Source organism: Erwinia rhapontici, from assembly GCF_012271765.1.
In the GTDB taxonomy this organism is placed as follows: Bacteria; Pseudomonadota; Gammaproteobacteria; order Enterobacterales; family Enterobacteriaceae; genus Erwinia; species Erwinia rhapontici.
In genome coordinates this window covers 783942-804680 of sequence record NZ_VRKO01000010.1, presented here as the reverse complement: position 1 = coordinate 804680, position 20739 = coordinate 783942, and the positions used below count along the sequence as shown (strand labels likewise).

Genomic DNA, 20739 nt, shown 5'->3' with positions numbered 1-20739 from the left:
GACAGGCACCGCGGTTACCCTATTTTCGGGAAAACTTAACCGGGCAGCGGAACGAGGCCGCCCGGCTTGTTTTTTTATACTTTGTACTGCTGAGAACTGCTGCTATCACCTTTCAACGCCCGGCGTTGCCGCACGTTGTTGTGTTCGTTCAATCATGGGATCTGAAACGCTTCAGAACGCTCCCCTTCGGATTGCATTTCCAGTGCCACTTTTTATCAAAGCCACTAAAAAATTATCAGAAGGACTCCATTTCCGCTAAAGCTAAATAGCAAAAATGTTAACCATTTCTCTTTTATCATGATCAAAAGCAGGGGCAAAGCGTTATTTATTATTGAAAAATAACAGATAACTTGATGATAAATAGGAATAAAGACGAGTTACACCGTGAGAGTTTTCAAAAAAAGAACTTTTTTTGAGTGATTTTTAAACAAATATCGTAAAAATATGAGCAATAATTACATTAAAACTACCAACCAACGAAAAACCAGCATTAACAACCATAAAGATACAAAATCGCACTATGTTATAATGTTAAAAAAATCACACCCCCTACAATTGCATGGATAATCATATTGTTTTCAGTAATTACATTAATAATCGATGCACCAATGTAAGAGAAATGAATAAATGCACCAAAATAATACATCAGAATGGTGTATTGCACTTTTATAGTGCATTGCAATGTAGGGATGTTTAAAAAAAGCGCATTAAATGCGCTTTATATTCACCAATTCAGAATTTTAACCGGGTTAATTTGTGAGCCCCGGAAACAGTGCGCGAATGCCTGTGACGACAAATTCAATCCCCAGTGCCATCAATAGTAAGCCCATAATACGTGTGACGACATTTATACCCGTTTGACCCAGTACTCTGACCATCAAAGGGGCTGCGCGGAATAACAGCCAACAGCAAAAAGCAAACAACGCAATCGCCAGGGTAAAGCCCAGTAAGTTTTGCCAGCTATGGTAGCGGGTGCTCCAGACAATGGTTGAACTGATAGCGCCTGGCCCGGCCATCAGCGGCAGCGCCAGCGGCACGACGCCAATACTTTCACGGTTAGCGCTTTCTGACTTCTCCTGCTTGTTCTGTTTGTCCTCGCCCAACTTCCCACTGATCATCGACATCGCGATAGTGACCACCAGAATGCCGCCCGCGATACGAAAAGAATCAATAGAAATGCCAAAAATATGCAGGATGCCGTCTCCGAGAAACAGCGCCGTCCACAGAATGATCGCCACTGACAGATTGGCCGTCAGATTGGTTTTATTCCTCGCTGCCGGAATCTGGTAGCTGGTCATACTGATAAACACCGGAATGATCCCAATGGGGTTGACCAGTGCAAACAGACCAACGAAAAATTTGATATAGCCAGAGAGATCTAAAAGTGCAGGATTCACATGCGCTCCTGTGGGGGACGGTTGATGGCGGCTAATGTAATGGAAATTGCCGATAATGACTATCCCCTCAAGGCTGGAATATCACACCAAATTATCAGCATAAACCCAGCGATTCTGACTACCTTGACATCACATTTCAGCACAATAAAAAACAAAAATGCGCAGTTTTTTTTCGTAACAGACGACTTTGCTTTAGACCGGATTATTCCTACAGCTGAATGGTATCAGCTTACATAATTAATGATCTAAATCATGTTTTCACCCCTGCACAACCGCTATGCTCAAGGACATCAAAGGGAAGTGATAACGTACCGAAAGGGGTCTGTAATGACCTGTACCACAGACTCTTTTAGTAAACCTATTAGAACGTTTTTAGCCATTCGGCAAGCCCTGACGGGCAGTGTTCTCCGACATGACTATAATTGCTAATTCTGACTTGTTTACTAATAGAGTTTAACTTTCAGGAGAGCCACATGGCCGTTACTAATATCGCTGAACTTAATGCACTGGTTGAACGTGTTAAACAAGCACAGCGTGAATATGCCAACTTCACCCAAGAACAAGTAGACAAAATCTTCCGCGCCGCCGCGCTTGCCGCAGCAGATGCCCGTATCCCACTGGCTAAAATGGCCGTTGCCGAATCTGGCATGGGTATCGTTGAAGATAAAGTGATCAAAAACCACTTCGCTTCCGAATACATCTATAACGCCTACAAAGACGAAAAAACCTGCGGTATTCTCGCCACCGATGACACCTTCGGTACGATCACTATCGCAGAGCCCACCGGCATAATCTGCGGTATCGTCCCAACGACTAACCCAACCTCGACCGCTATCTTTAAAGCACTGATCAGCCTGAAGACCCGTAATGGGATCATTTTCTCGCCGCACCCCCGTGCTAAAAACGCCACGAATAAAGCCGCAGATATTGTTCTGCAGGCCGCCATTGCTGCGGGTGCTCCAAAAGATATTATCGGCTGGATTGATGTCCCTTCTGTTGAGCTGTCCAATCAGTTGATGCATCACCCGGATATCAACCTGATTCTGGCAACCGGCGGTCCGGGTATGGTGAAAGCGGCCTACAGCTCGGGTAAACCTGCCATCGGCGTTGGTGCAGGTAACACCCCTGTCGTGATCGATGAAACTGCGGATATCAAACGTGCCGTAGCCTCTATTCTGATGTCAAAAACCTTCGATAACGGCGTTATCTGCGCCTCTGAGCAATCCGTTATTGTTGTCGACAGTGCTTATGAAGCCGTTCGTGAACGCTTCGCCAGCCACGGCGGTTATATGTTGCAGGGCAAAGAGCTGAAAGCCGTTCAGGACATCATTCTGAAAAATGGCGCACTGAATGCTGCCATCGTTGGACAGCCTGCGGTGAAAATTGCGGAAATGGCCGGCATCACCGTTCCGGGCACCACCAAGATTCTGATTGGTGAAGTGAAACTGGTCGATGAGTCAGAGCCTTTTGCCCACGAAAAACTGTCTCCGACACTGGCCATGTACCGTGCCAAAGATTTCAATGACGCGGTAAGCAAAGCAGAAAAACTGGTGGCAATGGGCGGTATCGGTCATACCTCTTGCCTGTACACCGATCAGGATAATGAACGTGAACGCGTGAACTACTTCGGCGATAAAATGAAGACCGCGCGTATTCTGATTAACACCCCTGCTTCTCAGGGGGGCATCGGTGACCTGTACAACTTCAAACTCGCCCCATCACTGACACTGGGCTGCGGCTCATGGGGTGGTAACTCGATTTCTGAAAACGTCGGACCAAAACATCTGATCAACAAGAAAACCGTGGCCAAGCGAGCAGAGAATATGTTGTGGCACAAGCTTCCTAAGTCTATTTACTTCCGCCGCGGTTCACTGCCTATTGCTCTGGACGAAGTGGCCACCGATGGGGCGAAACGCGCCTTTATCGTGACCGACCGCTTCCTGTTTAACAACGGCTATGCAGACCAGGTCGTTAACGTGTTGAAAGCACGTGGCGTTGAAACCGAAGTGTTCTTCGAAGTGGAAGCCGACCCGACGCTGAGTATCGTACGCAAAGGTGCTGAGCAGATGCTTTCGTTCAAACCTGACGTCATTATCGCCCTGGGCGGTGGTTCACCGATGGATGCAGCGAAAATCATGTGGGTCATGTACGAACACCCTGAAACCTCTTTCGAAGAACTGGCACTGCGCTTTATGGATATCCGTAAACGTATCTACAAGTTCCCGAAAATGGGCGTGAAAGCGAAAATGATCGCGGTGACCACCACCTCAGGGACCGGCTCAGAAGTGACACCGTTTGCGGTTGTTACCGACGATGCTACAGGCCAGAAATACCCACTGGCAGACTATGCGCTGACCCCGGACATGGCGATTGTCGATGCCAATCTGGTGATGGATATGCCGAAATCCCTGTGCGCCTTCGGTGGACTGGATGCCGTGACCCACGCACTGGAAGCCTACGTTTCTGTGCTGGCTAACGAATACTCTGACGGCCAGGCGCTTCAGGCGTTAAAACTGCTGCAGGAAAACCTGCCAGCCAGTTACAACGAAGGGGCGAAAAATCCGGTAGCACGTGAGCGCGTTCACAACGCCGCGACCATTGCAGGTATCGCCTTTGCCAACGCCTTCCTTGGGGTTTGTCACTCAATGGCCCATAAACTGGGTTCTGAATTCCACATCCCACACGGTCTGGCGAACTCGCTGTTGATTTGCAACGTCATCCGCTATAACGCTAACGACAACCCGACTAAACAGACCGCGTTCAGTCAGTATGACCGTCCTCAGGCGCGTCGTCGTTACGCCGAAATCGCCGATCACCTGCGTCTCAGCGCACCGGGCGACCGTACTGCGCAGAAAATCGAAAAACTGCTGGTCTGGCTGGATGGCATGAAAGCGGAACTGGGCATTCCTAAATCCATCCGCGAAGCGGGCGTCCAGGAAGCAGACTTCCTGGCAAAAGTCGACAAACTGGCCGATGATGCTTTCGATGACCAGTGTACCGGCGCTAACCCACGTTATCCGCTCATTGCTGAGTTGAAACAGATTATGCTGGATAGCTTCTACGGCCGTGACTTTGTTGAGCCCTTCGCCAATTTGGCCGAAGCGGTAACAGCGACTGATTCTGCCGCCGACGTTAAGAAAACAGAACGTAAAGTGAAACGTTAAATCCATCGTGACACAAAAAAACCCGCCATCTGGCGGGTTTTTTTATACATAAAGGGGCATAAAATAGTAAGCAATACTTATAAACGGAATAACGCGTACTACCTAAACCTTTAACGTAAAAGAATACTGTCAGACACTGTTTTCAGAATGACGATGTCCATAGATAGCCACCAAAGAGCCACTGTCCAGCGCTTCATAGTAGTGTTTACGACACACTGAAACGTAACGCTCATTGCCGCCAATCTCTACCTGAGCCCCTTCTTTAAAGGGTTTTCCTGTTTCATTAAGACGCAATACCATGCTGGCTTTCCTGCCACAGTGGCAGATGGTTTTTAATTCAACCAGTTTATCTGACCAGGCCAGCAGATACTGACTGCCGATAAATAACTCGCCGCGAAAATCTGTACGCAAACCATAACAAAGTACAGGTATATCTAAATTATCAACAACATCAGATAATGCTTTCACCTGATCGCGTGTCAAAAACTGACTTTCATCCACAAGCACACAGTGAATCGGTTCGATCTGATGCTCTGCGTTTATCTCACTAAACAGCGACGTGCTGTTATTATACAATTTAGCCGGAGAAGAAAGCCCAATACGTGAACTCACCCGGGCTGCACCAAAGCGATTATCAATCTCTGCGGTATACACCAGCGTGCGCATGCCGCGCTCATGATAGTTATATGAGGACTGCAGCAATGCCGTTGACTTACCGGCGTTCATGGCCGAGTAATAGAAATAAAGTTGAGCCATGAGCTCCGCTCCGAATGTCACTTAAGATGGCCGGAGTGTAACATAAACACGGTTGTTCACGCCCTGCCACATGTAATAACCAGGGGGTAAATAGTAGCAAAGTGGTATGTATCGCACAGTCCGTGCAGGGTTTAACAATTAACAAATGTTAACGAGAGAGTGTTCCATCTGTGCAATCATCGACTAAAAAGCGCATTATTTAGCTAGCACATCATATTTTGGCTCTCATTTTTTAACTCAACATTATGCTTTATTAGCTCATTCAGCTTTCTTACAAAATTAACTATTGCAGTTCCGAATGGCGAACACTATTATTATCAGGCAGAAACATCCCTATCAATATAATTTAGAGAATTGGACAATGAGCGAAGCACTTAAAATTCTGAACAACATCCGTACACTGCGTGCTCAGGCAAGAGAATGTAGCCTGGAAACTCTGGAAGAAATGCTGGAAAAACTGGAAGTTGTCGTGAATGAACGTCGCGATGAAGATAACCAGGCGCAGGCAGAAGTTGAAGAACGTACACGTAAACTTCAGCAATACCGCGATATGCTGATCGCTGATGGTATTGATCCAAATGAATTACTGTCTACTCTGGCCGCGGCTAAAGCACCAGGTAAAGCTAAACGCGCTGCGCGTCCTGCTAAATATTCTTACATCGATGAGAATGGCGAAAGCAAAACCTGGACAGGTCAGGGTCGTACTCCAGCAGTTATCAAAAAAGCCATTGAAGAGCAAGGCAAAAAGCTGGAAGACTTTCTTCTGTAATTCTGCTCAGGGTCCTTTTCTACTACCCCATAATTAAATGGGGTTTTTTTGGTCCTATTTTTAGTCGTTATCACCGGGCACGGATAAAAAAAGGAAGCCGATGGCTTCCTTTTTCTTTAGTTACGCAAACCCAAATTAAACCGGGTAAAAGCCTTTGTACCAGTCGACAAAGCTCGCCACACCCTCTTCTACCGACGTTTTCGGCTTAAAGCCGATAACCTGATATAAAGCCGTGGTATCGGCACTGGTTTCCATCACATCACCGGGCTGCATCGGTAACATATTTTTCTCAGCCACCTGCCCCAGTGCTTTTTCCAGCGCTTCAATATACGCCATCAGCGTCACAGGCTGGCTGTTGCCGATATTATATACCCGGTAAGGTGCAGAGCTGGTTGCCGGGCTGCCGGTTTCCACCGTCCAGTCTTTATCTGCGTGCGGAATGACGTCCTGCAGGCGTACAACCGCCTCGGCAATATCATCAATATAGGTAAAGTCGCGGCGCATCTGTCCGTGGTTATAAACGTCGATTTTTTCACCCGCAAGAATAGCGCGGGTAAACTTAAACAGCGCCATATCCGGACGTCCCCAGGGACCATATACTGTAAAGAAGCGCAGCCCCGTGGTGGGAATACCGTAGAGATGAGAATAAGTATGCGACATCAGCTCATTCGCCTTCTTGGTCGCCGCATACAGCGATACAGGATGGTCAACGGAGTCATCCGTCGAGAATGGCATTTTACGATTGAGGCCATAGACTGAACTGGAAGAAGCATACAGCAGATGTTCCACTTTATTGTGGCGGCACCCTTCCAGAATATTAAGATGGCCAATGAGGTTAGCGTCTGCGTAGGCCAGTGGGTTTTCCAGTGAGTAACGGACACCTGCCTGTGCGGCAAGGTGGATAACGCGTTGGAAGCGCTGGTTGCGGAACAGTTCGGCTATCCCTTCACGGTCGGCAAGATCGCCTTTCACAAAGGTGAATTCGGGGTGAGTATTAATCAAATCAAGACGTGCCATCTTGAGATTAACATCATAATAATCATTCAGGTTGTCGAGCCCGACAACCTGGTGACCGGCGGCAAGCAGACGTTGCGTGACATGAAAGCCAATGAAGCCTGCTGCGCCGGTGACCAGATATTTCATACTACCCTCGTTTAATTATGCAATTTGTAGAGATGCTCCGCGGCCGATTGCATAATAAACAAAACCGCGTTTGCTGATTCTTTCTGGATCATACAGGTTACGACCATCAAAAATCACGGGTTCTTTCAGAGCATTTTTAATCACATCAAAATCAGGCGCACGGAAGTTTTGCCATTCAGTACAGATAACCAGGCCATCTGCTCCCTGAAGTGCCGCTTCTTTGGTTCCCATCAGCTTCAGATCGCTGCGGTGACCATAGATGCGCTGTGCTTCGTCCATGGCTTCTGGATCAAAGGCCTGAACCGTTGCCCCTGCCTGCCATAATGCTTCCATCAGAACACGACTGGAGGCTTCACGCATGTCATCGGTGTTTGGCTTAAATGACAGCCCCCACACGGCAAAGGTTTTGCCCTGCAAATTTTCACCAAAATGACGCTTGATAAAGGTTGGCAGCTTATTTTTCTGCGAATCGTTAACGTCTTCCACGGCTTTCAACAGACGTGGCGTGTAGCCAATCTGCTCAGCGGTGCGAATCAGTGCCTGCACATCTTTCGGGAAGCAGGAACCACCGTAACCGCAGCCCGGATAGATGAACGAGTAGCCAATGCGCGAATCAGAACCAATTCCCTGACGGACTTTTTCAACATCTGCACCCAGGCGCTCGGCGAGGTTGGAGATTTCGTTCATAAAGCTGATTTTAGTCGCCAGCATGCAGTTTGCTGCATACTTGGTCAGTTCAGCACTACGAATATCCATCAAGATCATACGATCGTGATTACGATTGAACGGCTCGTACAGCTCACGCAGCAGCTCGACAACGTCATCATTGTCCGTACCGATAACGATACGTTCCGGGCGCATACAGTCGCTGACTGCCGCACCTTCTTTCAGGAATTCAGGGTTAGAGACCACATCAAAGGTCAGCGAAACGCCGCGCCCTTTCAGGGTTTCTTCCATGACCTGACGCACACGGTCAGCCGTACCGACTGGAACGGTTGACTTGTCCAGCACCACTTTGTGGTCTTTCATGTGCTGCGCGATAGTACGCGCAACCGCTGTAACATATTTCAGGTCAGCCGAACCATCTTCATCCGGAGGCGTACCAACAGCGATAAACTGCATAACACCATGGTTGACGCCATCTTCGGCGTTCGTGGAGAATTTCAGGCGACCCGCCTCATAGTTCTGCATAACCAGCGGCGTCAGGCCCGGTTCAAATATAGGAATGATCCCTTTCTTCAGATTCTCGACTTTGTTCTCGTCGACATCGATGCAAAGAACGTCATGTCCGACTTCGGCCAGAACTGCAGCCTGAACCAGACCAACATAGCCGATACCAAATACGGTGACTTTCATTGAATTGTCCCGGTTAGAAATTAAACTTACTTTTTATTACCGACGGTGGTTTCCAGCCAGGCTTTAAAATCGCTGCCCAGTGTGTTGTGACGCACACCGTACTCAACGAAAGCCTGCATGTAGCCCAGTTTGTTACCACAGTCGTGGCTCACACCTTTCAGGTGGTAAGCTTCTACGGTCTCTTTCTCCATCAGCATAGCGATAGAATCCGTCAACTGGATTTCATCACCCGCACCTGGAGGGGTTTTCGCCAGCAGTGGCCAGATATCCGCAGACAGAATGTAGCGACCTACAACCGCGAGGTTGGAAGGTGCTTTGTCCGCTTTTGGCTTCTCGACCACACCGACCATCGGGGCGCTGTCGCCTGGCTTCAGCTCTGCGCCCTGGCAATCAACAACGCCATAGGCCGTTACGTCCGCTACCGGCTCAACCATAATCTGGCTATGACCGGTTTCGTCGAAGCGCTTCATCATCTCTGCCAGGTTTTCTTTAGACAGGTCAGATTCGTATTCGTCGATAATCACATCGGGCAGGATCACCGCAACAGGCTCATTACCAATCACCGGCCAGGCACACATGACAGCGTGGCCCAGGCCTTTTGCCAGACCCTGACGGACCTGCATGATGGTGACGTGCGGAGGGCAGATGGACTGGATCTCTTCCAACAGCTGACGCTTAACACGTTTTTCCAGCATCGCTTCCAGCTCAAAACTGGTGTCGAAGTGGTTTTCGATGGAGTTTTTGGAAGAGTGCGTAACCAGCACAATTTCATTAATTCCTGCGGCGATACATTCGTTTACGACATACTGAATCAGCGGCTTATCAACCAGCGGCAGCATCTCTTTTGGAATCGCTTTTGTGGCAGGTAACATACGCGTTCCCAAACCAGCAACCGGGATAACCGCTTTTTTTACTTTGGACTTATAGGCAGACATCAAAGTACCTCTCTTTAGGCCGTTCAAGTTATTACTTGATATGTCGAGTTAAAAAACGAAGTGAGTATACCAGTTGAACCCACGCGGATTTATCCTGGTTAGACCATTTCAGCGCAAATTAAGACTATTACCCAAGTGTAAAGCTTATCTCTGGCCCTGTCTGCCAGGGCCAGATGAAAATAGTCACGGGGTGGTCATTCTGTAGACAACATCAGGCGCAGCCGCCCTCCGGCGCCCCATACCTGACATTGCCAGGCATCACAACGCTGGCTAATTTGATTAAGATGTGTACCGCCGAGCGTGCCAAGAGGGACACCGTTGCTCAACTGAATTTGATGAGGATGAACATTGAGAGTGGCGTTTAAACCAGCAGAAACCAGAATCAGGTTCTTTAAACCCTGGTGGTAATAGCCAACCAGCAACGGAAATTGCCCTTTCAGGTTGGCCTGACGCAATAAAAGATTGACCTGTTTAAGTAATGCACCCAGTTCGGGTAAACGCGGTCCCTGCCCTGACAACTGTTCCTGCAACAGGCCATTAAACAGTGCCCGCAATAACAAGGCAGCCAGCACCCCGTTGTCGCCTGCCCGGGTGACATCCAGACAGTAGAAAGCCAGATCTTTCTCTGACAACGCTGCGACATCCAGCACCAGTCCTGGCTGTTCGGCCATGGTGAGCTGACGATAGTTCACCCGGCAGTGGGCAATCGTCTGTTGCACGGGGGGTTGCAGTTCTTTCAACAGTTTTGCGGCAGCCTTAGGATCGCTGACCAGCGCGTCCCAGTCCTGAAACAATTGCTCATCCTCTTCCACTTTAGAGGTAAACATTGAGGGATAGAGGCATTCAAAAACAGCTTCGCGCAGGCGCCCAAGGTCTTTTACAGGCTTAAGCAGGACATCCTGCACGCCCAGACGCAGAACATGCGCAATGTCCGACATGTTCTCCGTGGCTGAGATAACGAGGATAGGCAGTGTTCCGCCCTTGCTACGCACATGCTCAACCAGTTGAATGCCGCCCATGCGCGGCATGGCGAGGTCACAAATCATCAGGTCGGGAAGCGAATGCGTCATGGTTTCAAGAGCATGGACGCCGTCATCCGCCAGAGTGACAATAGCGCCCAATGCAGTGAGGAAATTATCCAGCAGGGACCGGAAAACGACTTCGTCCTCGACGATGAGAATATGTTTTCCGCTTAATGGCTTTTCCATTGTGTCCCCCTGCATGACAGATACCTCAATAGTGGTCTATAAACGCCTTTTGCGCCTCTCAGAATTGCCTGAAGTAGCATGCTTAATCGACCACGCTATTGTCTGTCACGCACCAGCGGTAACAGTTCGTCCATTTTTTTCTCAACGGATAATCTCCCCGCTTCAATCGCTTCCTCTGCCCGGTGAAAATCCAGAGTGGAGATTTGCGGACAGAGTGGTTGTATCAGTACATCAGGAGGATCCCCAGCCATGCGATTACGCTTAAGCCGGTTTTCCAGAACCTGAATAGAGGTGGACATGATCTCCATCGCGCCGGGCGTATACTGCATTTTACGCGACGTGATGCGCCCGATACGCTGGCGCAGTCTACCGCTCCAACTGTTTGGTGCAGGTAAGTGAGTATCGCCATCCGATTCTGGCGTTACGGAGAAAAGTTCCTGCTGCATAAGATGTGCATCATGCTGAAGGTCGACCGCAATAACGATATCTGCTCCCAACGCGCGCGTCAGAGAGATAGGAACAGGATTGACGACCGCACCATCCACCAGCCAGTAGCCATTCCAGCTCACCGGCGCCAGTAAGCCTGGCATACTACAGGAAGCACGTACGGCCTGATGCAGATCGCCTTCCGTCAGCCACAGCTCGCGCCCGGTGCTGAGGTTCGTCGCTACGGCACCAAAAGGCAGGTCGCACTGCTGGATAGTGTCGCAGTTGATCAAACTACGGACATGACTGAAGACGCGTTCGCCACGGATTAACCCGCCACGCTGCCAGGAGAAATCCATCAGGCGAATGACCTGCCAGTAGCTGAAAGAACGCACCCAGCGTTCCATCAGCGGCAGGCGCTGAGTGGCATAGGCAGCGCCCACCAGCGCGCCAACGGAGCATCCTGCTACCACGTCAATTCGAATTCCGGCACGTTCAAGGGCATTAATTACACCAATGTGCGCCCATCCTTTGGCTGCTCCCGATCCCAGCGCAAGCCCGATTTTTACCTGTCTCATTCCACCTCTGGCCAGTGCTCAACGAACAAAATGGCATCACCGCGTCTGCCCGGTTATCATGACGCCTGAAAATCTTCTTACCTGTTATAAAACTTCCGGAGTCAACGTGTCTGAACATTGTCCGTGCGGTAGCGGATTGCAGTATAGCCTATGTTGCGAATCGTATCTAAACGGGAACGCTCTCCCTGCCACACCAGAAAGCCTGATGCGCTCGCGCTATAGTGCTTATGTGAAGCATGATACGGCTTATCTGGTGGCAACCTGGCATCCGTCGTGCCACGCAGAACGATTCTCAGCCAGTATTGAAGAGAGCTATGCTCACACTCACTGGCGGGGATTAACCATTCTTAGCAGTGAAATATTGCCGGATAAACCCCAGGGTTATGTGACATTTTTTGCCCGATTTACGGAAAATGGGCGTGAAAGTTTTATTCATGAACGTTCGCGCTTTCTTCGTGAGGAACAACGCTGGTACTATATTGACGGAACTTTCCCGCCAATCGGGCGTAATGACCAGTGCCCTTGTGGTTCTGGCAAAAAATACAAGAAATGCTGCGGTCAGTCGTGACCCGGATTTCCCTTTTGTATCGACAGGATTACCATCGCAATGCAAGCGCAAACACTGCAACGTAAAGTTCTACGCACTATCTGCCCTGATGCTAAAGGGTTGATCGCGAAAATCACCAATATTTGCTACAAACACGAACTGAACATTGTGCAAAACAATGAGTTTGTTGATCATCGCACCGGGCGCTTCTTTATGCGCACTGAGCTGGAAGGCATCTTTAACGACAGTACGCTGCTGGCCGATCTCGACAGCGCCCTGCCCGTTGGATCCGTGCGTGAGCTGCAACCCGCCGGCCGTCGCCGAATTGTCATTCTGGTGACGAAAGAAGCGCACTGCCTGGGCGACCTGCTGATGAAAAGCGCCTACGGTGGTCTGGATGTCGAAATTGCCGCCGTGATTGGTAACCATGACACGCTGCGCACGCTGGTTGAGCGTTTTGACATTCCCTTCGTTCTGGTCAGCCATGAAGGCTTAACCCGCGAAGAGCATGATAATAATATGGCTGCGGAAATTGACCGCTATCAGCCTGATTATGTTGTGCTGGCAAAATATATGCGCGTGCTGACGCCGGGCTTTGTGCAGCGTTATCCAAATCAGATTATCAATATCCACCACTCATTCTTGCCCGCCTTTATCGGTGCGCGCCCTTATCATCAGGCCTATGAGCGCGGTGTGAAGATCATTGGTGCAACGGCGCACTACGTGAATGACAATCTGGATGAAGGCCCGATCATTATGCAGGACGTGATCCATGTTGATCACACCTACACTGCTGAAGATATGATGCGCGCGGGTCGTGACGTTGAGAAAAATGCCCTGAGCCGTGCTCTCTACCAGGTACTGGCCCAGCGCGTGTTTGTTTACGGCAACCGCACCATCATTTTGTGAGCCGGATGATGCTGTTTTGTCTGACAAAACAGCATCCCGGGCAAAAAAACGGCAAACACGCTGTTTTATGCAAAACGGGGCTTTACAGCATCACTTCATTTGATATGATGCGCCCCGCTTAACAAGCACAGTAATCAGGCCAGTGGTGGGGTTCCCGAGCGGCCAAAGGGAGCAGACTGTAAATCTGCCGTCATCGACTTCGAAGGTTCGAATCCTTCCCCCACCACCATTTCTGGAGCGCGCAGCGACGCTGTTACGCTTCCCCAGCAAAGATACTGAACTTGTTAACACGCTTCCCCTGGTGGGGTTCCCGAGCGGCCAAAGGGAGCAGACTGTAAATCTGCCGTCATCGACTTCGAAGGTTCGAATCCTTCCCCCACCACCATCTTCAGATACCTAAACACTTCCAAACTTGTTCCACACTTTCATATTCCCGTTGGGGAAGAATGAGAAGCTTCGACCGAAGGTTTGCGTCGAACGCAGTGAGACAACGCCATTTATGGCGGCCCGAAGGGTGAGGAGCGACGCGACGAATAATCCTTCCCCCACCACCATCTTCAGATACCTAAACACCTCCAAACTTGTTCCACACTTTCATATCCCCTTTATCAATCGCAGCAATATTTCTTTCTGCTGGCAAAACCTGCTACCATTCCGCCCACTTTTTCCACGCAAAATGGCCTGTGCTATGAAATTTCTTTCTTTTAATATCAATGGGCTGCGTGCACGCCCTCATCAGTTACAAGCAATCGTTGAGCAGCATCAGCCGGATGTCATCGGCCTGCAAGAAACGAAAGTTCACGACGATATGTTCCCCCTCGAAGAGGTCGCTAAACTCGGCTACCACGTGTTTTACCACGGGCAGAAAGGCCACTACGGCGTAGCGCTGATGACCAAAGCAGAGCCACTGGCCGTGCGCCGTGGCTTTGACGGTGATGATGAAGATGCTCAGCGTCGTATGATCATGGCCGATATCCCGACCGCATCCGGCATTGTGACCGTGCTGAATGGTTATTTCCCTCAGGGCGAAAGCCGTGACCATGCGACCAAATTCCCGGCAAAAGAGAAATTCTATCGCGACCTGCAAAGCTATCTCGAGCAGCAAAGCACCGACAATCAGATTCTGATCATGGGCGATATGAATATCAGCAGCACCGACCTGGATATCGGCATCGGTGAAGAGAACCGCAAGCGCTGGTTACGCACCGGCAAGTGCTCTTTCCTGCCGGAAGAACGTGAATGGATGGATCGTCTGATGAACTGGGGGCTGGTTGATACATGGCGTGCGCAGAATCCGGACGCTAACGACCGTTTCTCATGGTTCGACTACCGTTCTAAGGGTTTTGATGACAACCGCGGATTGCGTATTGATCTGGTGCTGGCCAGCAAACCACTGGCGGAGCGCTGCATCGCAACCGGGATTGATTATGATATTCGTGGGATGGAAAAACCGTCAGACCATGCGCCGATTTGGGCAGAGTTTTCACTGTAATTCATCGTACTGATGTCATGTTGCAGGGCGGCGGTCCATCGCCCTGCAACATCAACAATGATGCCTGTTACTTCACAATACGCCAGATAAGATTGTTTGTTCCCAGCGATTGCTCATCACGCACACACTGCAACAGCACCCCTTCACTTTTCAGTACGGCCCCCTCGGTATAGCTCTGGTTCTCATAGATACAGCAGCGTTGACACGGAGGCTGACTGTTGCGGCTACCCTGAGTCCAGACTTCCGGGGGCATATCGACCACGACGTCAGCATTTCCGCCGCCGTTATTACCATTATTATTACCATGACCGTTACTGATGTAACGTTCGGCCATCGTTGGGGCGCTGATAGCAAGCAGCAGTAACATAGCCAGACGCAATTTCATCACTCGCTTTCCTTCTCTTTTGCCGCCTTACGGCGCGGTTTTTTCGCTTTGTTTGTCGATGGTGCCGGTAAGCCCCGGAAGGCATGCGCAGCGGGTTGCTGTCGCGCCTGGTGGATAAGACTGTGCAGTGTCTCTACCAGCGGGAACATAAAGTCCTGATAGCGGCACTGCTTCTCACTGATTTTAGTCAGCGTTGACTCCCACTGCGCGGTCATATCCGGCCGCGCGGCCATCTCCGGCAGTGAATGGATTAACGCGCGTCCCGCCGGGCTGGAGTGGATATAACGCCCTTTCTTAAATAAGAACGTGCGTTTAAACAACAGCTCGATAATGCCGGCGCGCGTAGCTTCCGTTCCTAAACCATCGGTCGCACGTAGCACTTTCTTGAGATCTTTATCCTGAACAAAGCGTGCAATGCCCGTCATCGCCGACAGTAACGTGGCATCGGTGAAGGGGCGCGGCGGCTGGGTTTGCTTATCGATCACTTCCCCGCGCTCGCACAGCAGCTCATCGCCCTTCGCCACCACGGGCAGCGGCGTGCCATCGTTCTCTTCATCACGCTCTTTGCTGCCCAGCAGCGCACGCCAGCCCGCTTCAGCAAGGAAACGCGCCTTCGCCACAAACTTGCCGCCTGCGATATCCAGCTCGATCACGCACTTACGATAGACCGCATCCGGGCAGAACTGCATCAGATACTGGGTGGCGATCAGCCGGTAGATCTGCTGTTCGTTCTCCGTCAAAGAGACCCGGCTGCTGCGTGCTGTTGGGACAATGGCGTGGTGAGCATCTACCTTTTTATCATCCCAGCAGCGATTTTTTTGATCGCTGTTGAAATCAGCGGGTGGTGTCAGATCGGGCTGATGGGCATTGATGGCATTCAGTACCGCCTGACGCCCGGCAAAGTGCTCGTCGGGCAGATAGCGGCTGTCAGAACGCGGGTAAGTGATCAGCTTATGGGTTTCATACAGACGCTGACAGGTATCGAGAACAACCTGCGCGCTCAGCCCAAAACGTTTACCCGCTTCAATCTGTAATGCCGACAATGAGAACGGCAACGGTGCAGTATCGTTCTCACGCTTGTCGTTATAGCTGGTGACCAGCGCGGGCTGGCCATCAATACGCGCCACTACATGGTCCGCCAACGGGCGATGCAGCAAACGCCCCTCTTCATCCTGATAAGGCTCACAGGAGTCACTGGGCTGCCACAACGCGACAAATCGTTCATCCTTTGGCGTAACGATATGCGCTTTCACTTCAAAAAAATCTTTCGCCACGAAGTTTTCAATTTCTTCATCACGGCGGACCACCAGCCCGAGCACCGGTGTCTGGACACGCCCCACGGACAGTACGCCATCGTAGCCTGCATTACGCCCCAGCAGGGTATAGGCGCGCGTCATATTGATGCCGTACAGCCAGTCGGCGCGTGAACGCGCCAGCGCAGAAACGCACAGAGGAATAAATTCGCGGTTTTCGCGTAGTCGCGTAATGGCTCTTTCCACCGCCTGCGGGTTGAGATCGTTAATCAGGCAGCGTTGTACCTTTGCCCGCTTTTCTACCGGCATGGTGAGGTAGTCCAGCACTTCATCGACCAGGAGCTGACCTTCACGGTCCGGGTCCCCCGCATGAACCACTTCACTGGCCTGCTCCAGCAAGCCTTTAATCACATTGAGCTGTTTGGCGACGGATGGTCGCGGCTTCAACTGCCACTTCTCCGGCACAATAGGCAGATCCGCCAGCGACCAGCGGGCGAACCGGCTGTTATAACTGTCAGGTTGCGCCTGTTCTAACAGATGCCCCACGCACCAGGTCACCACCTGGTCGGGGCCACAGGCAATATAACCATCACCACGGCGATGTGGTTTCGGCAGGACATCCGCAATAGCACGGGCAAGGCTGGGTTTTTCGGCAATAAACAAACGCATCCGGGGGTGAATTCCTGCTCAGGGTTTGACTTCAATAACGGCCCTTTCGGCCTGCGCCGTCAGGAGTTCGCCAATCGGTGTTAGCGAAATAGCATGTGCGGTCGCCATCGCCTCAACGGCGGCTTCCGCGCCCGGTAAAACGGCGAGTAACAGGCCACCCGAGGTTTGCGGGTCGCACAACAGATGACGCTGCATATCGCTCATGGGCCCCACCAACTGACCGTAGCTGGCAAAGTTACGCCCGGTGCCACCAGGCACACATCCCAGGGAAATATACTCTTCAACGCCCGGCAAACGCGGGATCGCGTGGAACCACAGATCGGCATGCAATCCGGCACCCTGACACATCTCGCTCAGATGCCCCAGTAAACCAAAGCCGGTCACATCCGTCATGGCACTGACCCCCGCTTCAGCCGCGAAGGCCGCACCGATCTGATTAAGCTGGCACATGGTGGCCGTCGCAAGGCCCTGGTGCTCCTGACGCAGCAACGATTTCTTCTCTGCGGTGGTCAGGATACCAATCCCTAAGGGTTTGGTGAGATAAAGGCGGCAGCCCGGCAAGGCTTCGCTGTTACGTTTTACCTGGTCGGTATTGACAATGCCCGTGACAGCCAGGCCGAAGATTGGCTCCGGCGCATCAATAGAGTGCCCCCCCGCCAGGCTGATCCCCGCCTGTTCACAGACGTTGCGCCCACCTTCTATCACTCTACGCGCAATTTCCGGTGCCAGTACGTTAACCGGCCAGCCCAGAATGGCAATCGCCATAATCGGTTTGCCGCCCATCGCCCAGATATCACTGATGGCGTTAGTCGCAGCAATACGTCCGAAATCGTAGGGATCGTCGACGATTGGCATGAAAAAATCGGTGGTGCTGACCACTGAGGTGCCGTTACCCAGGTCGTACACGGCCGCATCATCGCGGGTTTCATTTCCCACCAGCAAATTGGGATCTTTGCGCAGCGGGTGATCGCTGTGCAGAATACGATCCAGCACCGCCGGGGAAATTTTACATCCGCAGCCTGCTCCATGGCTGTACTGCGTCAGACGAATCGTGTTCTCGTTCATCTGCATCACTCAGAAATAGCTGACGAATGGCGCGCTGTCTGGCGACTGGATAGTGGTAGAGGATTTCAACTGCGGCGTACCCAGATAGAGGAAACCGACTATCGCATCCTGTGCACGGCAACCAAATGCCTGGCGTACCGCTTCGTCTTCTGTCCAGGCACCACTGCGCCAGATGCCGTTAAAACCCTGTGCCGCTGCGGCCATCTGCATTGCCATCACGGCGCAGCCAGCAGAAACCACCTGCTCCCAGTGCGGGACTTTGGGGTGCTCTTCACAGTGAGCCACCACGGTAATAATCATCGGAGCACGGAACGGCGCCTGCTGCGCTTTTTCAATGGCTTTATCATCCAGCTGTGCATCACGCGAGACGTTTTCCAGCAGCGCACTGAAGCGATCGCGCCCTTCATTTTCAATGATGATAAAACGCCACGGCTGTAAGGTGCCGTGATCGGGAGCACGCATACCTGCCTGCAGAATGTTTTCCAGCGCTTCACCTGTCGGAGCTGGCGCAGCCAGACGGGATGCAGAGCGGCGGTTAACCAGTAATTCCAGAGCGTCCATAACTTCCTCCTGATAATAATTTGTATCCCGCAGAAACTAGCACAGGATGATGTTTTGTTACAGCATTGCGCTTTTTCCTGCTGACAATTACGCCACTGCTAATTAGGATGTGAGCTATTACGGCCCGGTTTAGCGGTTACGCTGTCATCGACATCACGCGTATCGGGTATTTCATTGCGATTATGGAGAGTTTATGCGCGTCTTGTGGCGAATTATCGCTAATTTTTTTAAGTGGACTTGGCGGGTGCTGAATTTCGTACGCGAATTTATTCTCAACCTTTTCCTTATTCTACTGATCCTGGTGGGCGCGGGTCTCTGGTTCCAGTTTAACAGCGCCAGTACGCCTGCCGATGTTCAGAAAGGCGCACTGACCGTCGACCTCAGCGGTGTGGTGGTCGACAAACCGTCTGTCAGCAACACCATGAGTAAACTGGGCCGCCAGCTGCTGGGTGCCAGCAGCGATCGCCTGAAAGAAAACTCACTGTTTGACGTGGTGGATGCGATTCGCCAGGCCAAAGGCGATGCCAAAATTACCGGCATGGTACTGGATCTGCGCAATTTTGCGGGCGCTGACCAGCCGTCACTGCAATATATTGGTAAGGCACTGCGCGAGTTCCGCGACAGCGGCAAACCGATCTACGCTACCGGCGACAGCTACAGCCAGGCACAATATTATCTCGCCAGTTTTGCGAATAAGATTTACCTCTCCCCACAGGGTACGGTCGATCTGCATGGCTTTGCCACCAATGGTCTCTACTACAAAACGCTGCTGGATAAACTGAAAGTCAGTTCCCATGTCTTCCGCGTCGGGACCTATAAATCAGCGGTTGAGCCTTTCCTGCGTGATGATATGTCACCTGCGGCACGCGATGCCGACAGCCGCTGGGTCGGTGAGCTGTGGCAAAACTATGTGAATACGCTGGCGGCCAACCGTCAGATCACCGCAGATCAGGTCTTCCCGGGTGCACAGGGCGTGCTGGATGGCCTGCAGAAAGTCGGTGGCGATACCGCTCAGTATGCCAAAGACGCCAAACTGGTGGATGAACTGGCCTCTCCGTCCACCGTGGATCAGCAACTGGTGAAAACATTCGGCTGGGATAAACAGGCGAAAGACTATAACGGCACCAGTATTTATGACTATCCGCTGAAAAATGCCCCGACCACCGATGGCAACATCGCGGTGATCATGGCTAATGGCGCGATTATGGATGGCGAAGAGACACCAGGCAGCGTGGGCGGTGACACCACTGCAATGGAAATCCGTGATGCCCGCCTTGATCCGAAAATCAAAGCTATCGTCTTCCGCGTGAACAGCCCGGGCGGCAGCGTGACGGCCTCTGAAACTATCCGTGAGGAGCTGGCAGCTGCGAAGGCAGCCGGTAAGCCGGTAGTCGTTTCGATGGGCGGTATGGCAGCCTCAGGCGGTTACTGGGTCTCTACACCGGCTAACTACATCATTGCCAGCCCGAATACGCTGACCGGCTCCATCGGCATTTTCGGCGTGATCAACACCGTTGAGAACTCGCTGGATGCTATTGGCGTGCACACGGACGGCGTAGCGACCTCACCGCTGGCTGATATTGCCAGCACCAAGGCGCTGCCGACGGAAGTGCAGCAGTTGATGCAGTTAAGCATCGAGAACGGCTATAAAAACTTCCTTAACCTGGTGGCAACGTCACGCAACAAAACACCGGAACAGATTGACCAGATTGCACAGGGCCATGTCTGGACCGGCAGTGACGCGAAAGCGAACGGACTGGTCGATGCCCTGGGTGACTTTGACGATGCCGTCGCCAAAGCTGCAGAGCTGGCTAAACTCACGCAGCCGCAGCTCAGCTGGTATCAGAATGACCCCAGCCTGATTGAGGTGCTGTTCAGCCAGGTCGATGCCTCTGCACATGCGGCGTTACCTGAAACGCTGAAAGCCTGGCTGCCCGCTCCAATGATGGATGTGATGAATGCCATGAAGGATCAGCCAGGACTGATGAACGATCTGAATGATCCTCAGAACCGTTACGCATTCTGTCTGAGCTGCGGTAACGTCAAATAGCGGTGACCGCGATCACTATTCAGCCCGACGCCATCTGGTCGGGCTGCTTTTCCTCTCCTTTCCCCTTATACTGCGC

Annotated in this window: 18 protein-coding genes, 2 tRNA genes and 1 other RNA gene; 10 read left to right on the top strand and 11 right to left on the bottom strand. The window is 51.4% G+C overall.

All coding sequences use genetic code 11. The annotated features are described in order from the left end of the window. Positions 1 to 749: 749 nt before the first annotated feature. On the bottom strand, positions 750 to 1397 hold the full coding sequence (locus FVB43_RS08955; RefSeq protein WP_133841876.1) for a YchE family NAAT transporter: 648 nt from the start codon (positions 1395 to 1397) through the stop codon (positions 750 to 752). 24 nt (positions 1398 to 1421) lie between these two features. On the opposite strand from FVB43_RS08955, the gene FVB43_RS08950 reads away from it, so the two are divergent. Continuing rightward, positions 1422 to 1634: a hypothetical protein gene (locus FVB43_RS08950; RefSeq protein WP_159336550.1), complete on the top strand. Its 213-nt coding sequence runs from the start codon at positions 1422 to 1424 to the stop codon at positions 1632 to 1634. Between the two features lie 236 nt (positions 1635 to 1870). Continuing rightward, positions 1871 to 4561, top strand: coding sequence for a bifunctional acetaldehyde-CoA/alcohol dehydrogenase (adhE, locus tag FVB43_RS08945; protein ID WP_133841875.1), 2691 nt, complete (start codon positions 1871 to 1873; stop codon positions 4559 to 4561). 129 nt (positions 4562 to 4690) lie between these two features. Here adhE and tdk read toward each other — a convergent pair whose 3' ends face one another. Then, positions 4691 to 5317 (bottom strand): thymidine kinase, encoded by a 627-nt coding sequence (gene tdk / locus FVB43_RS08940; protein ID WP_167863799.1) that lies wholly within the window; start codon positions 5315 to 5317, stop codon positions 4691 to 4693. Between the two features lie 361 nt (positions 5318 to 5678). Here tdk and hns point away from each other — a divergent pair, with 361 nt between their 5' ends. Next, the gene (gene hns / locus FVB43_RS08935) at positions 5679 to 6086 is read left to right on the top strand and encodes a histone-like nucleoid-structuring protein H-NS (RefSeq protein WP_133842144.1); all 408 of its coding nucleotides are present in this window, start codon (positions 5679 to 5681) and stop codon (positions 6084 to 6086) included. Between the two features lie 135 nt (positions 6087 to 6221). On the opposite strand, the gene FVB43_RS08930 is transcribed toward hns, so the two are convergent. The 5 genes from FVB43_RS08930 to rssA form a co-directional block, all read right to left on the bottom strand. Further along, the gene (locus FVB43_RS08930; protein ID WP_133841874.1) at positions 6222 to 7229 is read right to left on the bottom strand and encodes an NAD-dependent epimerase; all 1008 of its coding nucleotides are present in this window, start codon (positions 7227 to 7229) and stop codon (positions 6222 to 6224) included. A gap of 15 nt (positions 7230 to 7244) precedes the next feature. Then, on the bottom strand, positions 7245 to 8585 hold the full coding sequence (locus FVB43_RS08925; protein ID WP_133841873.1) for a UDP-glucose dehydrogenase family protein: 1341 nt from the start codon (positions 8583 to 8585) through the stop codon (positions 7245 to 7247). Between the two features lie 26 nt (positions 8586 to 8611). Then, complete coding sequence (gene galU, locus FVB43_RS08920; protein ID WP_133841872.1) at positions 8612 to 9520, bottom strand: UTP--glucose-1-phosphate uridylyltransferase GalU; 909 nt, start codon at positions 9518 to 9520, stop codon at positions 8612 to 8614. A gap of 194 nt (positions 9521 to 9714) precedes the next feature. Continuing rightward, positions 9715 to 10728, bottom strand: a complete 1014-nt coding sequence (gene rssB / locus FVB43_RS08915) for a two-component system response regulator RssB (RefSeq protein WP_133841871.1) — start codon at positions 10726 to 10728, stop codon at positions 9715 to 9717. A 95-nt stretch (positions 10729 to 10823) separates the two neighbouring features. Next, positions 10824 to 11732: a patatin-like phospholipase RssA gene (gene rssA, locus FVB43_RS08910; RefSeq protein ID WP_159336549.1), complete on the bottom strand. Its 909-nt coding sequence runs from the start codon at positions 11730 to 11732 to the stop codon at positions 10824 to 10826. 106 nt (positions 11733 to 11838) lie between these two features. Between rssA and FVB43_RS08905 the strand changes: the two genes are divergently transcribed. The 6 genes from FVB43_RS08905 to xthA all read left to right on the top strand — a co-directional run bounded on the left by FVB43_RS08905 (position 11839) and on the right by xthA (position 14680). Beyond that, on the top strand, positions 11839 to 12300 hold the full coding sequence (locus FVB43_RS08905) for a YchJ family protein (protein ID WP_167863798.1): 462 nt from the start codon (positions 11839 to 11841) through the stop codon (positions 12298 to 12300). Positions 12301 to 12339: 39 nt separating this feature from the next. Then, entirely contained in the window at positions 12340 to 13188 is an 849-nt protein-coding gene (gene purU, locus FVB43_RS08900) for a formyltetrahydrofolate deformylase (protein ID WP_133841868.1), read from the top strand. A 144-nt stretch (positions 13189 to 13332) separates the two neighbouring features. Beyond that, positions 13333 to 13417 (top strand) — tRNA-Tyr (locus tag FVB43_RS08895). A gap of 71 nt (positions 13418 to 13488) precedes the next feature. Beyond that, positions 13489 to 13573, top strand: a tRNA-Tyr gene (locus FVB43_RS08890). 40 nt (positions 13574 to 13613) lie between these two features. Then, positions 13614 to 13742: non-coding RNA, RtT sRNA (locus tag FVB43_RS08885), on the top strand. A gap of 134 nt (positions 13743 to 13876) precedes the next feature. After that, entirely contained in the window at positions 13877 to 14680 is an 804-nt protein-coding gene (xthA, locus tag FVB43_RS08880; RefSeq protein ID WP_133841867.1) for an exodeoxyribonuclease III, read from the top strand. 67 nt (positions 14681 to 14747) lie between these two features. Here the strand turns inward: xthA and FVB43_RS08875 are convergent, their stop codons facing one another. From FVB43_RS08875 to FVB43_RS08860, 4 genes are read right to left on the bottom strand one after another with little or no spacing between them, the layout of a single operon-like run. Then, positions 14748 to 15065, bottom strand: a complete 318-nt coding sequence (locus tag FVB43_RS08875) for a YnjH family protein (RefSeq protein ID WP_133842143.1) — start codon at positions 15063 to 15065, stop codon at positions 14748 to 14750. Next, the gene (locus FVB43_RS08870) at positions 15065 to 16987 is read right to left on the bottom strand and encodes a DNA topoisomerase III (RefSeq protein ID WP_133841866.1); all 1923 of its coding nucleotides are present in this window, start codon (positions 16985 to 16987) and stop codon (positions 15065 to 15067) included. The genes FVB43_RS08875 and FVB43_RS08870 overlap by 1 nt, the downstream gene beginning before the upstream one ends. 18 nt (positions 16988 to 17005) lie before the next feature. Next, positions 17006 to 18052 (bottom strand): selenide, water dikinase SelD, encoded by a 1047-nt coding sequence (selD, locus tag FVB43_RS08865; RefSeq protein WP_422718018.1) that lies wholly within the window; start codon positions 18050 to 18052, stop codon positions 17006 to 17008. Between the two features lie 9 nt (positions 18053 to 18061). Further along, positions 18062 to 18613: an NAD(P)H nitroreductase gene (locus FVB43_RS08860; protein ID WP_133841865.1), complete on the bottom strand. Its 552-nt coding sequence runs from the start codon at positions 18611 to 18613 to the stop codon at positions 18062 to 18064. A gap of 193 nt (positions 18614 to 18806) precedes the next feature. Here FVB43_RS08860 and sppA point away from each other — a divergent pair, with 193 nt between their 5' ends. Continuing rightward, positions 18807 to 20663, top strand: coding sequence for a signal peptide peptidase SppA (sppA, locus tag FVB43_RS08855; protein WP_133841864.1), 1857 nt, complete (start codon positions 18807 to 18809; stop codon positions 20661 to 20663). The last annotated feature ends 76 nt before the right edge of the window (positions 20664 to 20739 follow it).